This window comes from Bacillus sp. PAMC26543, assembly GCF_014250375.1.
Taxonomy (GTDB): Bacteria; Bacillota; Bacilli; order Bacillales; family Bacillaceae; genus Bacillus; species Bacillus halotolerans.
In genome coordinates this window covers 1,543,883-1,557,655 of record NZ_CP060193.1, presented here as the reverse complement: position 1 = coordinate 1,557,655, position 13,773 = coordinate 1,543,883, and the positions used below count along the sequence as shown (strand labels likewise).

Sequence of the window (13,773 nt, the reverse complement as noted above, 5' to 3'; positions counted from 1 at the left end):
ATGAGGAAGTTGGGAACAGAACAATCACCGGTGCTGCAAGTTAGAGATTTGCATGTACAGGCCAAAACGCACAAAGGAGTTTCTACTCTAGTGCAAGACGTCAATTTCGAACTGAAGCGCGGTCAAGTCCTTGGCCTGATTGGTGAGAGCGGATGTGGAAAAACAGTAACAGGCATGTCCATTCTTCAGATGCTTGATCAGAAAACAACCAAGGTGAAAGGAAGCATTTCACTACTAGGCCGAGAATTAAACGGATTGGCAGATAAAGAAATGCGCAAAATACGAGGCAAAGAAATTTCCTATATTATGCAAAATCCGATGAACGCTTTTACCCCCGTTTTTACGATTGGTCATCAAATGATTGAAACGATTCGCACTCATACGTCTTTTAACAAAAAGCAGGCAAAGGAGCTTGCAATCGAAGCGTTGCATAATGTGAGCTTATCCAATCCTATTAAACTTTTAAAATCTTACCCTTTTCAATTAAGCGGCGGAATGCTTCAACGGGTGATGATTGCAACCGCGGTATGCTTACATCCAAGCATTCTCATTGCGGATGAGCCCACAACCGCACTAGACGTAAATAATCAGAAAACCGTGCTGAAACATTTAGACGCCATGCGCTCTGAATGTGGAACGGCGATTTTGCTTATATCTCATGATCTGGGCGTCATTGCTGAAATGGCGGATGAAGTCGCTGTGATGCAGAAAGGAAGAATCACAGAAAAAGCAGATGTGCTTCAGCTGTTTGATGCACCAAAGCATGAATATACAAAGAAGCTATTAGGTGCACGTTTGACATTGCCAATTGATGAACGTGCCATTGGGTCAATTTGACGAAAGAGCGCATTTTAATGAGGTGAACAAGTGAGTTTATTACAAGTGAAAGAAGTCTCTCATCGTTATGCGGAGCGTTCATTATTCAAATGGAAATTTCAATCTAAACAAGTCCTATCCGATGTCAGCTTTTCGATTGAGAAGGGTACATGCTTAGGCTTGATTGGGCCAAGTGGAGCCGGTAAGAGTACATTGGGAAAAGTGTTGCTTGGTTTAGAACGGCCGCAATCAGGTCAAATCCTTTTTCAAGGGCATGATATGTATAGCGTAGATAAATCGATCCGGCGAAAAATCCGTCGTGACCTTCAAGCTGTCTTTCAAGATTCATACTCGTCCGTCAACCCGCGAATGACGGCGGAACAGATTATTGCAGAACCATTAGAAAACTATGAAACCCTCACTGCGGCGGAACAAAGACGAACCATTATTGAGTTGTTGGAAAGAGTAGGCCTAAGTGAAAATGATTTAACAAAATATCCGCACCAATTCAGCGGCGGGCAATTGCAGCGAATCAATATCGCCAGAGCAATCTCGCTCAAACCGAAACTGATCGTTTTAGACGAATCAGTCAGCAGTCTGGACATGGTTACCCAAACGCTTATACTCGATTTGTTAAAAGAGCTCAAAGACGAGTTTGGGTTATCGTATTTTTTTATTACGCATGATTTGAAAGCCGCTTATCAATTGAGTGACACATTAGGTGTACTAGATAACGGAAAATTAGTTGAGCTATACGAGTCCAAACTTCAGTTCTTTGCATCAGACCATCCAGCAGTAAAAGAAATGAGAAGCTCCATACTTGCAGAACACCCGCGCTTTCGTTCGATAGGAAGAGGAATGACGCTACAATAAGAAAATCGCGTGTAGATATATAGCATTCCCGGTTACATCGTTTTTTCATAATATTTGCTTTAACAAGTACGGCATGTCTCTTGTTGTTCAAAGCATGGAGTGCTGATTTCAATAGAACGGTTGCACCGTTAACTGCTTTCAACTCACGGCTACACATGCCACATTTTAACCAATGTTCCTGCTTTAAATATGACATTGAAAAAGAACCGTTGGCTTTAAATCATTGGTTCTTTTTCTAACTGTTTTTGCTTTCGTTGTTGTGTTCGCATAACATACATTCACAGAACTTTGAAATAATACCAGAGCTTCTTCATCTTTAGTCATTTCATTTTTTCCTCATACTCTCCCTTACTCTTCACCCTATCTTCAAAATGCTTTTTCCCAACCGTCAAGTTAATATTGATCGTATCTTAACTTTGTTAATGAGCCGTCAATCCCCGTTGCGAAGAGAAAGAAACGGATAAAAACGAAAGAGGGCAAAAAAGCTGCTGACGAGGAGTCAGCAGCTAAAAGTATTTAAACATTCAAACTCCATAAGGGACTAGACTAAGCTTGTTTTTCCCCATTCTATCAATTTTCCATAGTGAAAAAAACCGTTTGTGTAGAAGAAATGCCATAATTCACGGTATGTTCCTCTTCATTTAATGCGCCATCATATCATGGGCAATATCGTGTCCGTCCATTTCTGACGGGTAGTAGGTAGGCCAGTTTTTCACTTCATCAAGTAAAGCTTCACGGTCCTCACCCCAATACAGATGGTAATGGCTAGCTTTAGTCGGGTAGATACTGTGATCGCTAAACTGAATATACTGAGGAAGTCCTTCAGCTTTTTTAGCTCGTTTGAATATGTATCTTACCCCTCTATTGCCCCCATCATATGTTAGAATTTCGTACCCGTCATACGTATACTTACCAGAATATTCTTTTCCGTTTTTGAAGAACGTTACAGCATCTTTTTGAATTAAGATACGGTCAACATCTGTTTTATACCCTTTTTTATAATACTCTTTATATTCTTCAGCTGTCTTGTCACCTTCATGTTCTGATTTATATGAGAATACTTCGTCAAGAGTACCATCTTGCAGGTATGGATATACCGATTGCCAGTCTCCTTCCCAATCAGAAAGTGAACGATCCTTTACTTGGCTGTTTTTAAAATCGCCTTCATGAATTTTTTCTGTCTCTTCACCATGTGCATGACTATGACTATGATCGTGATCGTGATCATGAGATTCTGATGTTTGCTCTTGCGTGTTAGAAGAGTTTTCTTCACCTGCTGAGGATGATGTTGCTGTTTTATTAGACTCACCTTTAGATGAACCTGAAGTCTGACATCCTGCCAATATTAGTAATAAACCAATCATAAATATCCCTAATCTCTTTGCAAATAAAATTTTCATTACAACACTCCTTTTCCCAAACCGAAATAATTACGATTTGTATTATACAATTATCTTGTTCAAAAATCAAAGGGAAAATGCTCCTAATCTCGCTTGAATGTTGCTGGGAGCAGATGGCGATTTCATTAGAATCCTACTTTGTTAATCAGAAATTCTTTTAAAATGCGAAAATCTACGATATTCCATGAGGAGAGATTTGTTGTGAAGTACACCTTTTTAGGAAGAACAGGATTGCGGGTCAGCCGTTTATGTTTAGGTGGCTCGATACAGATGAAAAGACCGCGTTCCATATTATAGATGAAGCGCTCGATAGCGGCATTCCCACAAATGCAGGTGCGGAAGACATAATAATAGCAAAAACCATACCAACATTGTTGGTATGGTTTCTCTCAGATAGGCCCAAAGAAGAGACTCTATTGTACGAATTATATAGCTAGTTGCATTTGTAACCGACAGGGCCGTCTGAACCTGTGTAGACATATGTGTCAGAAACATATCCAATGTTCACGACACCACGTGAATCTTTCCACTGGATTTGATCCCAAATATTACTCGTTCCATACTTTCCAGTAACAGTCGTCCCATAAGCGTAACAATAGTAAGGAACACGTGAACCGCTAGGAATGGAAAGCATAATAGGATAGTTTGTACCTGGACCGCTGCGCATATTTACAGGCGCACCGCTGCTTGTTGAGACAGTAAAGTACTGAACGGCAAGTGCCTGACTGGAAAAAATGAATAATGATGCGATCATCACGGTTAACATACTCAGCATTTTCAGTTTAGTCAATGTCATCCCTCTTTCTTCAATTTCTTCATTTTAAGAACGATACATATGCTACCAGCTGCATTTAGGAACTACCGGGCCGTCTGATCCTGTATACATATATGTATCAGAGACAAATCCAGGAACGATCTCCCCGCTGGCAAGCGTCCGTTCTGTGTAGTTCCAAATATTACTCGTTCCATACTTTCCAGTTACAGTTGTACCGGTTTTGTAGCAGTAGATCGGGATGCGGGTTCCGCTCGGAATAGTCGTTACAATCCCCCAACTTGTACCTGGGCCGCTGCGCATATTTACGGGAGCACCGCTGCTTGTTGAGACAGTGTAATACTGAACTGCTTGTGCATGACTAGAAAAAATGAAGAATGACGCCATCATAACGGTTAATAAACTTGCCATTTTTAACTTTCTCAACTTATATCCTCCTCACAATAAATGTCCTGCGTCTGGTTTTCTTACATTCAGTTCAGGAATGATTCGGCAGACCATCTTCGCTCCTTTCGTTTACATATATTGATCATATTACCATCACACAGGTATATGAGAAGTGCCATTATTACTGAATTTTCCGACAGAAGAGAGGATAAAATTTGGGAATATAGGGATGACAATGCAAGCAAAAATAATGCATGAAAGATATGTCACACACCAATTAAAAGCTTGACTACTCATCAAAATTTTTGATGATCCCTCGGTCAGTTTCAATCATAAGTGGTGCATCTATACTGTATTTATCCGAGAATATCCACCTTCTTCCGACAGGACCTAATAAAATATAGACTCCTTCTTTATACTCCCCCATGAAATGTAAATGGTTTTTTGAGAAAGGTTCATCATTTCTTTGCCGGATTCCCAACTTTAAAAGGTAGTCAAAACATTCTTTAACATGATTCGTAGATAAACCAATCTCACTTATCCCTATTACATTGTCGGGCGTGAATTCTTTTGACCTCGTTTCCGGAGAGGTTTCTAATCGAGAAATAAACTCAACAATATTACCTGCTGGATCTTCAAAATATATCGATCTTGCCTTTGCATTTGCAAAATATACTTCATCATCACCATTTTCTTCAAGTAAATTAACCTTCTTTTTCAGCCATTCTTTTGCTTCTGCGAAAATATTCGAATGGATATTAAACGCAAAATGATAGTAATATTGATTCACTTCGTCTTGATGCAAGGTTAAAATGCTTTCTCCCACTTGAAATGTGGCTAATGTATCAGTTAACGCCAGCCTTTTAAATTGAAGGATATCTTTATAAAAGCTTACAGTTTGATTAAAATGAGAAACAAATATTTCAAGATTTTTTATTTTCATTATTCACACCCCCTCTCTTAATATATCTAAAATGAGAAACAAATTCTTTCTACATTTAGCTTATTTAATCTACATCATTAGACTGAAAAATAAAAAACTACATAAATTTGTTTTTCATTATTATTCATTAGCTTTAAGGATGGATGAAATGAATCACCTTGGTTTTTCATTTCAAAAATCTGTACAGCTGAAGTAAGGTCATCATCAATCTATACCTAGGCATAGGCTTCAGGATTGTCATCTGATTCCTGAACTCGTCACCCGTGTCATGTCTAAAACTGGATAGGTATACCGTTTAGTATATAAGAACAGATATACTCACCTCACTACGCAATTGTTTTCAAAGTCTATCTATTGTGTTAGTGAGACCTTGCTGCCGTCTTCAATATCTTCAAACACAATTTTCAGTGGAAAGGATCATAATATTATCACCCCTATAAAGAGCCTCCTATTTTATGACTTGTATAAACATAATAAAAAAACCGCTCTTAAAAAACGGTTTTAGAGTATAGGAAGGAACTGATTCTAAGATGAAATCGAAAGAGATTTATTCACTGCTTCTCGAGCATGGATTAAGGTTGTATCAAATATTGGCACTTTGAAATCTTCAGCTTTTACTAGTAATCCAATTTCAGTACATCCGAGAATTATTCCCTCCGCTCCTCTATTCATCAAATTATTTATGATTGTGTGATAAATGTTTTTCGATGACTGTTTAATTTCACCCAAACATAGTTCTTGATAGATAATATTATTTATTAATTCTCTTTCATTATCATTAGGCACAATAATATTAATGCCATGAGTCTCAATACGAGTTTTATAAAAATTTTGCTCCATTGTATATTTGGTACCAAGTAATCCTGCTGAACGAATATCTTGTCTGTTCATTTGATCAGCAGTTGCATCGGCAATATGTAAAATAGGTATTGTGATCATTGCTTGGATATCACTAATTACTTTGTGCATAGTGTTTGTGCATATTACAATAAAATCTGCTCCGGCTTTTTCTAATGATCTTGCTGCTTCCCCCAAGGTTTTACCAGCTTTATTCCAAGCTCCTTCTGATTGAAAGTGTTCAATCTCTTTAAAATTAACACTGTACAAAAGACACTTTGCAGAATGTAACCCCCCTAACTTCTTTTTTATTTCCTCATTGATAATTCGATAGTACTCAGCCGACGACTCCCAACTCATTCCGCCAATAAGACCAATCGTTTTCATAGCCCACCTCGATTTAAAATTCGAAATATTATTAGTATTTTAATATATAAGTCATTTTAATACCAGGACTGCTATTATCAAGTATAAAATGATTGATTGGTCTTCCAGGCCCGTAGCTACGGTGGAAATATAATCAAAATGACAGAAAACTTTGCCCCCTTACTTGTCATGTGTATCGATAATATGAGTTTCTTGTCTAGGACAACCTTTTTTCTTCATCATAACTTATATTGTAAGACAAGATTTTTTGAGAGGGTGATTTTGATGAGCTGCAGCAACGGTGGGTTAAGAAGTGTGGACGAATTCATGTTCGGCTCTCGTCGCGGGAACAACGGTACCAATAGCTTCAATGGCTTCAATGGTTTTAATGGGGGTAATGGAGGTAACGGAGGCAACAATGTAGAAACAATTGTTTCTCCCACAAGAAATGTTGTAAATACGACTACCAATGAACGTACTGTTAGACGTGTTCAGCCGACTCATATTGTTAATGTTAATAGAAATGTTACAAGAGTAGAAAATTACTATCCAGTGACACAATCTGCAGAGAATGAAAATATCGTTGAGGAATATGATTGTGGAAGTGACTTAAGAAATCCATGCTGTAAACCAGTAAAAAGATGGAATAGGTAATCATTCAGTAAAGATTCATTTTAGGCATCCTTATGGATGCCTTTTTCATTACCCTATCCTTTCCAATTATAAGATTTTCGGCATTAATATGAAGAGAAATGAGTTGGTTTCTTTAAAGATAAGCATTTAACAAAACGCTCGTATAAAAAAGGGGGACTTGGAGCGAGTCCCTGAAAATGATAAAAAAAGAGAGGTTTTCTTCCTCATTTCTTTGTGAACTTGTTTTTTTGCAAATGATCTTCTATCGCTTGTAAAGCCTGATTCTCGTCAACGCCATTAGCTCTTATCCTTATGTGGGTATTAGGTTTAATTCCTAGTGACATCACATCAATGAGGGACTTGGGTGTATTTTTCAGATCGACAGCTTCCCCTTGATATTCAAGATATATACTAGAGCTGAATTTACAAGCCGCACGTACTAACAAGACTGCTGCACGTGCGAAGCCTGTACTCGCGATAATTGTATACTGTTTTTCTATCATTCTCCCCTGCTCCTTAGGCCTTAGAATTCCTTAAAGAATTGGAATAGGCCAGTTTTTATTCATAAGCCCTCTATTCTTTCTCTCAATCCGAAACATAGTATTTTGTTGATTTCCAGCAATATCGTTTTCGAGCATAATTCATGATGACCAACTATTCGGTGAGGTACATATGGTTCTTCTAGAAACTTAACTTCTGCAGGCATCAATTTAACTGCAAGAGCACCTACGGCATCTTGAAGGTGTGACATTTTCGTAGCACCGATAATAGGAGCTGTTACAGGCTCTTTCTGCAGCAACCAGGCAAGCGCGATATGAATACGGGAGACACCGCGTTTTTCCGCGATTTCCCCTGCTCTTTTATGATAAATGTTAACAAAGAAGGAATTGTTTAATTCATTCTAGCCTTACTGGTACTTATCCATGAAAACTTTCCGTTTTAGGTCTGCTTTTGAGTTTGTCCTCATTTTCGCGCAATTTCCCATCATAATCCTCAATTTTTTTATTTAATCTTTTTATTGTTTCATCAATTTCTTTCCGCTTTTCTATCAATCGCTGTCTTTCGTCAGCCAGGATATTTTTGCGGGCTTCTACTGTTCGGTCTCCTTCAGTAAATAACGTTGTATATTCAATTAACGCTTCTATCGTTAGTCCAGCATTTCGCATGCATTTGATGAATTCAACCCATTTGATATCTTCTTCATCATAATCGCGGATTCCGCTTTCTTTTCGTTTTACCGGCGGGATCAATCCAACACGTTCATAATATCTGAGCGTTGCGGCTGTTAGGCCAAACTGTTTTGCCACTTGCGTAATATTCATATTTTTCACCTCTTTATCCTGCTGTTTTTGAAGATAACACTTAAAGTTCACTTTAAGTCAAGAAGAAACCAAGTTTAAACTCTGACGTATTCCTCAATCTCATTCTTCAGGAGATGTCGTGAATATTCCGCCGCACGTAAAACATTGGCATGGCGCAACAAAAGACAGTTGATTTGTGCATTTAGCCATTACTCCTGGAGAGACGGACTGGTTAGAGCCTGCTTATGATGAATGGTATGATGCATTATAAAATGAACGCATTGAGTCAAACTTAAGTGTTAAAAAAGCATTATTTCTTCAATAATTGTGTTTACTCTTAATCTTTTATAAAAATATGTTTCTAAAAAAAACTCTTGCCTTAAAGTGGACTTTAAGGTTTAAAGTGATGTTGAACACACATGACAAACACCAAGTGACATGTTCTTATCTGGAAACTGACTATATGAAAGGAAGGTCTGTATGTGTAATCATTATAAAACTCGTGTATTAAGCGTACCAAATGCTAAAGCGAAATTTGAACAGACGACAATTGAAAGAAGAGAATTACGGCCGCACGACGTCTTAATCGACATTAAGTTCAGCGGTATTTGCCATTCCGATATCCACAGTGCGTTCAATGAATGGGGCGGAGGAATTTTTCCGATGGTTCCCGGTCACGAAATCGCCGGAGTTGTGGAGGCTGTGGGAGCAGAAGTCACAAAATTTGCTGTCGGAGATCGCGTTGGCGTCGGCTGTTTTGTTGACTCCTGCGGAGAATGCGAATACTGCCTCAGCGGTGAGGAACAGTTCTGCACTAAAGGTGTTGTCCAAACTTATAATTCACTGGACTATGATGGAAATCCGACGTATGGCGGGTACAGCCAAAAAATCGTTGTCACTGACAGGTTCGTTGTTCGGATACCGGACAGTTTGGAGATGGATGTTGCCAGCCCTCTACTGTGTGCAGGGATTACAACCTATTCCCCTCTAAAACACTGGAACGTCGGCCCAGGCAAAAAGGTTGCGATTGTAGGGGTCGGCGGGCTTGGTCATTTGGCGATTCAATTTGCGCATGCTTTGGGTGCAGAGGTAACCGTCCTGAGCCGCTCTATGAATAAGAAAGAGGAAGCCCTTGAACTAGGGGCTGACCATTACTATGCAACCAGTAATCAAGCTACATTTACTGAATTGGCCGGGCGTTTTGACGTAATCTTAAATACAGTATCCGCGAACCTTGATGTAGATGCCTATTTATCAATGCTTCGGATAGACGGAACCCTTGTGAATGTAGGGGCACCGGCCGAGCCGGACAAATATAGTGTATTCTCCTTAATCATGGGCCGCCGCAGCCTAGCGGGTTCTCTTGTCGGCGGAATTCCAGAAACACAAGAGATGCTTGATTTCGCTGCTCAGCATGGCATTGCACCTAAAATTGAGGTGATTCGTGCCGATCAAGTGGATGAAGCATATGAGCGTGTTCTTCGCAGTGATGTACGCTACCGATTCGTTATTGATATCTCTACATTATGAGTCGGAATAGTTGTAAAAGGTGAGGTAGCCATACTATTGGCTACCTCGCCTTTTGTTTACTGCACTCCGCTCCACAGTGAAAATCATTTAAAAAGTCTTTTTTTAAAAAAGAAATAAGTTAAGAAGAGCGCTAATCCTTCTGCCTCGTTTTGGCTGCGCTTTTACCCTATGAAAACCATAAAACCTATAAACAATCCTTTCGCAGGACTCTTGCGAAAACCATCTCAAGCAAATATTTTGAAGGAAAATGAACGTGCCTGTTATTCTATGGTATATAGGAATTCATAGGAGGTATAAATATGAGCAAAAAAATCGCTGTTCTCGTTACAGACCAATTCGAAGATATCGAATATACAAGTCCGGTAAAGGCATACGAAGAAGCTGGCCATAGCGTCGTTGCCATTGATTTGGAAGCAGGCAAGGAAGTTACCGGTAAACATGGCGAGAAAGTGAAGATCGACAAAGCAATCTCCGACGTAGATGCAAGTGAATTCGATGCCCTATTGATTCCTGGAGGATTTTCCCCAGATTTGCTTCGCGGAGATGATCGGCCGGGTGAATTTGCGAAAGCATTTGTAGAAAATGAGAAACCTGTTTTCGCTATTTGCCACGGCCCGCAGGTACTCATTGATACGGATCTTCTGAAAGGCAAAGACATCACTGGCTACCGCAGCATTCGCAAAGACTTGATCAACGCTGGTGCAAATTACAAAGACGAAGAAGTAGTCGTCAGCCACAACATTGTAACAAGCAGAACACCTGATGATTTGGAAGCATTTAACCGCGAATCATTGAACCTGTTGAAATAAGAAAAAGGCACAGACAGTTTGAGTCTGTGCCCTTTTTTATAGAGAAAGTGTAAGAATCTCTATTCTCCCTTCATTTAAAATGCCTCTTTTGTCTTTTCTAATCAGCCTTTGCGTTGACATTCTGAAAGGCTGCTGTAGCATCCCAAACGTTCAAGCCAAATTGACCTTCTGAGAATGCAGAATCTTCAGCATCTATGACTAGACGGTCATCCAAATATATTTTAAAGTGAGCGCCATGAGCCACAGTTTTCAGATGATATTTTTTATTTATATCTATTGGTGTTTGGTGTTCGGCAATAACAGAGGCAATCCCGTCCTCAAATTTAAAAAATTTCACAAGATCATGTTTCGCATCCACATTGGCTACATAACCGTTTTGTGCGTCTTTATCAGAACGAAACACAAGAGCCCCTGCCCCTTTTCCGTTCCCATCCTTAATGATTATATCGGATTCATAAGTGAAGTCAGCTCCTGATGCTGAAGACATCATGAAGGAATCGCCGTCTGATCGTCCTTGTTTTCCATCAATTGTGTCGGCCCACGTACCGTTTACAGTTGTCCAGCCAGTCAAATTGGATATAAACGGTGACGCTCCCCATGCTTTATTTAAAGGATGAATCGTTAGGGAGTTTACCTTAACACGGCCATTAACAGCATATAATTCAAGACCTTTGCTTGATCTATCCGGAAGAATGATGTCAGTCAACACCTGTTGCCCGTCATTGCCAAATACTTCGACTGAAGAGCGGTCAACAAAAATACGCATTTTTATCTTTCCATTTACCGGCTTCAGCGGAGCTGCTTGCTTCCCAGTGTTAAAGGTTGGATTAAAGGTGACATTTCCGGATTGGCTTCGGTCAACGAACAGTTTGCCGCTCTTTTGATGATAACCGACTTTTGTATATTGATTTCTCCCTGTTCGAACCTTAAAACCGAATTCAGAAGCCGAACCTGGATTCACTTGAAACTCTGCATTCATTTCATAAGCATCTCCAGATATACCCGCCAATACATTACTGCTCTCTGGCGATATAATCTTATTTTTCCACTTCTGCGCGGCTCCCCTGATAGATTGCAGCTCTGTTACTGGTGTTTGAATAACTCTGATCCCTTTAGAAAACGCTTTCAATTTTACTTCTCTTGGAATAGTCATTGCACTTCTCCATGGAGATGTAGGAACATCGTTGGCATATTGCCAATTGCTCATCCACCCTAGCCAAAGCCGCCGTCCATCTGAAGAAGGAACATCGGACCAAGAAACAGCCGCATAAAAGTCTTTACCGTAGTCGGTCCATAATACTTTGTCTGACGGGTTTTCGTTCTTGAAAGTTGTTCCATCAAAACTTCCTACAAAATATTGCATGCCTGATCCTCCTGAAACCGCACCGTTTCCGACACTGACTTGCATCACCCATTTCTTTTGTTTCGGATTGCCGTCTACAGGAAGCTCAAATAAATCCGGACATTCCCATACGCCTCCATGACTTCCTTGTCCTTGTCCAAACTCACTTGCATATGTCCACTGTTTCAGATTTTTTGATGTATAAATGAGTATTCGGTCACCAGCTGCCAGGACCATCACCCACTTTTTATCTTTTTCATACCAAAACACTTTCGGATCGCGAAAATCTTTTTTTCCCGGGTTTGGAATGACCGGATTACCTGAGTATTTCGTCCACGTTCTGCCTTTATCATTACTATAGGCGACGCTTTGCACTTGGCCGTCTTCATGATCCTGCGTATATATAGAGACAAGCGGCTTCTCCTTTCCGGTTTGAAAACCGCTTGTATTATTCCAATCGACCACTGCGCTCCCGGAAAAAATTGTGCCTTTTTCATCAGGTGACAGCGCTATGGGAAGGTGCTTCCAGTGAACTAAATCCTTGCTTACTGCATGGCCCCAATGCATCGGCCCCCATTGCAGACCGTATGGATGATGCTGATAAAACAAATGATACTCCCCTGCATAATAAACCATTCCATTTGGATCATTCATCCAGTTTGCCTCTGGTGTGAAATGATATTGGGGACGGTAATCCTCATCATAGTAGCTTGAATCGGCTGCACTTACTGGCAGTGCCATAGTAAACAGCATGGTGAATAGGATCACGACTTGAATTAGCTTCTTTTTCATTCTGATTCTCTCCTCTCTAACATTTAAAAACATTCAAGAGAGACATCTGCACGAGTGATCCGTGATAAAAGCTGTATCGAATGATGATGAGGTTATGAGAAAGACTTCTGCAGGTTCTCCCCTTTTTACCCGTTAAGCGCTTATGCCAGAAATCCAGCCCAATAGCCAAGAATACCGATCACAAATATGCCAACTATAATAAGGAGCGGATTTACTCCTTTTCGCAGCATCCATGCCACTAATAAAGTCAATCCTAAAGGCAGCACCCCCGGCATAATGCTGTCTAAAATATTTTGCACAGTTTGAACGTCAACTTTTCCGTTATCATCTTTAATTCTTGAAACAACGATCGGGATGTTGATGGTGGTCCACTTGGAGACCAAAGCCCCCATCACAAATAACCCGAGGATGGAAGCACCTTCTGTCAGTTTTTGAATACGATTCCCTGCTAGATCCTGCAGAATCTCCATCCCTTTTACATAGCCATACTTTAAACCGTAATATTTTGTGGTTAATCTGATGGCATTCAGCAGGAAAAAGAACAGCAGAGGACCGGCAATGTTTCCGCCTAAAGCAAGAGAAGCCCCTAAAGCAGCCAATACGGGGCGTACGGTTCCCCAGAAAATAGGATCGCCCACACCCGCTATCGGACCCATTAAACCGATTTTCATCCCGCTTATTGCTTTCCCGTCTATTCCTTTATTGTTCGCCATTTCTTCTTCCATGGCAGCTGTCACCCCAAATATGGGTGCGGACAGCCACGGATGTGTATTAAACCATTCCAAATGGCGCTGCAAAGCTGCGTTTCTTTTCGCTCCCGGACCGTACAATTTTTTTATCGCCGGTATCATCACATAGCAATATCCCATTGCCTGCACACGTTCAAAGTTAAATGAGCCGAGCAAGAAATTCGAACGGATAAACATACTGAAAATGTCTTTCTTTGTTAATCTTTTTTCTTTCTCCAATTTT

15 protein-coding genes and 3 pseudogenes are annotated in these 13,773 nt (G+C 40.1%); 7 read left to right on the top strand and 11 right to left on the bottom strand.

Features of this window, described 5'->3' with window-relative positions; genetic code table 11:
- Positions 1-9: 9 nt before the first annotated feature.
- Together nikD and nikE are read left to right on the top strand one after the other, a co-directional pair.
- The gene (gene nikD, locus H7F27_RS07760; RefSeq protein ID WP_024122257.1) at positions 10-837 is read left to right on the top strand and encodes a nickel import ATP-binding protein NikD; all 828 of its coding nucleotides are present in this window, start codon (positions 10-12) and stop codon (positions 835-837) included.
- Between the two features lie 30 nt (positions 838-867).
- A complete protein-coding gene (gene nikE, locus H7F27_RS07755) occupies positions 868-1,689 on the top strand; it encodes a nickel import ATP-binding protein NikE (protein ID WP_101861132.1) in 822 nt (273 codons plus the stop codon).
- 183 nt (positions 1,690-1,872) lie between these two features.
- Here nikE and H7F27_RS07750 read toward each other — a convergent pair whose 3' ends face one another.
- Positions 1,873-2,013 carry a hypothetical protein gene (locus tag H7F27_RS07750; protein WP_185848778.1) on the bottom strand — a complete coding sequence of 47 codons (141 nt, stop codon included), beginning with the start codon at positions 2,011-2,013 and terminating at the stop codon, positions 1,873-1,875.
- A gap of 317 nt (positions 2,014-2,330) precedes the next feature.
- The gene (locus H7F27_RS07745; RefSeq protein ID WP_103672571.1) at positions 2,331-3,089 is read right to left on the bottom strand and encodes a metal-binding protein ZinT; all 759 of its coding nucleotides are present in this window, start codon (positions 3,087-3,089) and stop codon (positions 2,331-2,333) included.
- A 201-nt stretch (positions 3,090-3,290) separates the two neighbouring features.
- Between H7F27_RS07745 and H7F27_RS21120 the strand changes: the two are divergent.
- Positions 3,291-3,508, top strand: a pseudogene (locus H7F27_RS21120) (aldo/keto reductase); the annotation flags it as partial.
- Positions 3,509-3,522: 14 nt separating this feature from the next.
- Here H7F27_RS21120 and H7F27_RS07735 read toward each other — a convergent pair.
- The 4 genes from H7F27_RS07735 to H7F27_RS07720 all read right to left on the bottom strand — a co-directional run bounded on the left by H7F27_RS07735 (position 3,523) and on the right by H7F27_RS07720 (position 6,415).
- The gene (locus tag H7F27_RS07735) at positions 3,523-3,879 is read right to left on the bottom strand and encodes an SH3 domain-containing protein (RefSeq protein WP_004398671.1); all 357 of its coding nucleotides are present in this window, start codon (positions 3,877-3,879) and stop codon (positions 3,523-3,525) included.
- 48 nt (positions 3,880-3,927) lie between these two features.
- Positions 3,928-4,287 carry an SH3 domain-containing protein gene (locus H7F27_RS07730; RefSeq protein WP_010335061.1) on the bottom strand — a complete coding sequence of 120 codons (360 nt, stop codon included), beginning with the start codon at positions 4,285-4,287 and terminating at the stop codon, positions 3,928-3,930.
- A gap of 250 nt (positions 4,288-4,537) precedes the next feature.
- Complete coding sequence (locus H7F27_RS07725) at positions 4,538-5,191, bottom strand: VOC family protein (protein ID WP_095713404.1); 654 nt, start codon at positions 5,189-5,191, stop codon at positions 4,538-4,540.
- A 525-nt stretch (positions 5,192-5,716) separates the two neighbouring features.
- A complete protein-coding gene (locus H7F27_RS07720; protein WP_095713405.1) occupies positions 5,717-6,415 on the bottom strand; it encodes an aspartate/glutamate racemase family protein in 699 nt (232 codons plus the stop codon).
- A 264-nt stretch (positions 6,416-6,679) separates the two neighbouring features.
- On the opposite strand from H7F27_RS07720, the gene H7F27_RS07715 reads away from it, so the two are divergent.
- On the top strand, positions 6,680-7,048 hold the full coding sequence (locus tag H7F27_RS07715) for a CotD family spore coat protein (protein ID WP_095713406.1): 369 nt from the start codon (positions 6,680-6,682) through the stop codon (positions 7,046-7,048).
- A gap of 203 nt (positions 7,049-7,251) precedes the next feature.
- Here the strand turns inward: H7F27_RS07715 and H7F27_RS07710 are convergent, their stop codons facing one another.
- The 3 genes and pseudogenes from H7F27_RS07710 to H7F27_RS07700 all read right to left on the bottom strand — a co-directional run bounded on the left by H7F27_RS07710 (position 7,252) and on the right by H7F27_RS07700 (position 8,349).
- Entirely contained in the window at positions 7,252-7,530 is a 279-nt protein-coding gene (locus H7F27_RS07710; RefSeq protein ID WP_095713407.1) for an HPr family phosphocarrier protein, read from the bottom strand.
- A 143-nt stretch (positions 7,531-7,673) separates the two neighbouring features.
- Positions 7,674-7,889, bottom strand: a pseudogene (locus tag H7F27_RS07705) (aldo/keto reductase); the annotation flags it as partial.
- A gap of 55 nt (positions 7,890-7,944) precedes the next feature.
- Positions 7,945-8,349, bottom strand: coding sequence for an aldehyde stress transcriptional regulator AdhR (locus tag H7F27_RS07700; protein ID WP_024122264.1), 405 nt, complete (start codon positions 8,347-8,349; stop codon positions 7,945-7,947).
- A gap of 109 nt (positions 8,350-8,458) precedes the next feature.
- Between H7F27_RS07700 and H7F27_RS20815 the strand changes: the two are divergent.
- The 3 genes and pseudogenes from H7F27_RS20815 to yraA form a co-directional block, all read left to right on the top strand.
- Positions 8,459-8,599 (top strand): annotated as a pseudogene (locus H7F27_RS20815) (gamma-carboxymuconolactone decarboxylase); the annotation flags it as partial.
- A gap of 209 nt (positions 8,600-8,808) precedes the next feature.
- On the top strand, positions 8,809-9,858 hold the full coding sequence (locus tag H7F27_RS07695; protein WP_185848777.1) for an NAD(P)-dependent alcohol dehydrogenase: 1,050 nt from the start codon (positions 8,809-8,811) through the stop codon (positions 9,856-9,858).
- A 299-nt stretch (positions 9,859-10,157) separates the two neighbouring features.
- Positions 10,158-10,667, top strand: a complete 510-nt coding sequence (yraA, locus tag H7F27_RS07690; RefSeq protein WP_069487145.1) for a cysteine protease YraA — start codon at positions 10,158-10,160, stop codon at positions 10,665-10,667.
- Between the two features lie 97 nt (positions 10,668-10,764).
- On the opposite strand, the gene H7F27_RS07685 is transcribed toward yraA, so the two are convergent.
- On the bottom strand, positions 10,765-12,801 hold the full coding sequence (locus H7F27_RS07685; RefSeq protein ID WP_185848776.1) for a glycoside hydrolase family 32 protein: 2,037 nt from the start codon (positions 12,799-12,801) through the stop codon (positions 10,765-10,767).
- Positions 12,802-12,941: 140 nt separating this feature from the next.
- Positions 12,942-13,769 (bottom strand): PTS fructose transporter subunit IID, encoded by an 828-nt coding sequence (gene levG / locus H7F27_RS07680; RefSeq protein ID WP_024122268.1) that lies wholly within the window; start codon positions 13,767-13,769, stop codon positions 12,942-12,944.
- Positions 13,770-13,773: the final 4 nt, after the last annotated feature.

Bases quoted from the DNA above. Each gene is read 5' to 3' on its own strand.
- H7F27_RS07720 (WP_095713405.1), bottom strand. From the start codon at position 6,415: ATGAAAACGATTGGTCTTATTGGCGGAATGAGTTGGGAGTCGTCGGCT.
- H7F27_RS07695 (WP_185848777.1), top strand. From the start codon at position 8,809: ATGTGTAATCATTATAAAACTCGTGTATTAAGCGTACCAAATGCTAAA.
- H7F27_RS07715 (WP_095713406.1), top strand. From the start codon at position 6,680: ATGAGCTGCAGCAACGGTGGGTTAAGAAGTGTGGACGAATTCATGTTC.
- H7F27_RS07745 (WP_103672571.1), bottom strand. From the start codon at position 3,089: ATGAAAATTTTATTTGCAAAGAGATTAGGGATATTTATGATTGGTTTA.
- yraA (WP_069487145.1), top strand. From the start codon at position 10,158: ATGAGCAAAAAAATCGCTGTTCTCGTTACAGACCAATTCGAAGATATC.
- H7F27_RS07725 (WP_095713404.1), bottom strand. From the start codon at position 5,191: ATGAAAATAAAAAATCTTGAAATATTTGTTTCTCATTTTAATCAAACT.
- H7F27_RS07710 (WP_095713407.1), bottom strand. From the start codon at position 7,530: ATGATAGAAAAACAGTATACAATTATCGCGAGTACAGGCTTCGCACGT.
- H7F27_RS07685 (WP_185848776.1), bottom strand. From the start codon at position 12,801: ATGAAAAAGAAGCTAATTCAAGTCGTGATCCTATTCACCATGCTGTTT.
- H7F27_RS07750 (WP_185848778.1), bottom strand. From the start codon at position 2,013: ATGACTAAAGATGAAGAAGCTCTGGTATTATTTCAAAGTTCTGTGAAT.
- H7F27_RS07700 (WP_024122264.1), bottom strand. From the start codon at position 8,349: ATGAATATTACGCAAGTGGCAAAACAGTTTGGCCTAACAGCCGCAACG.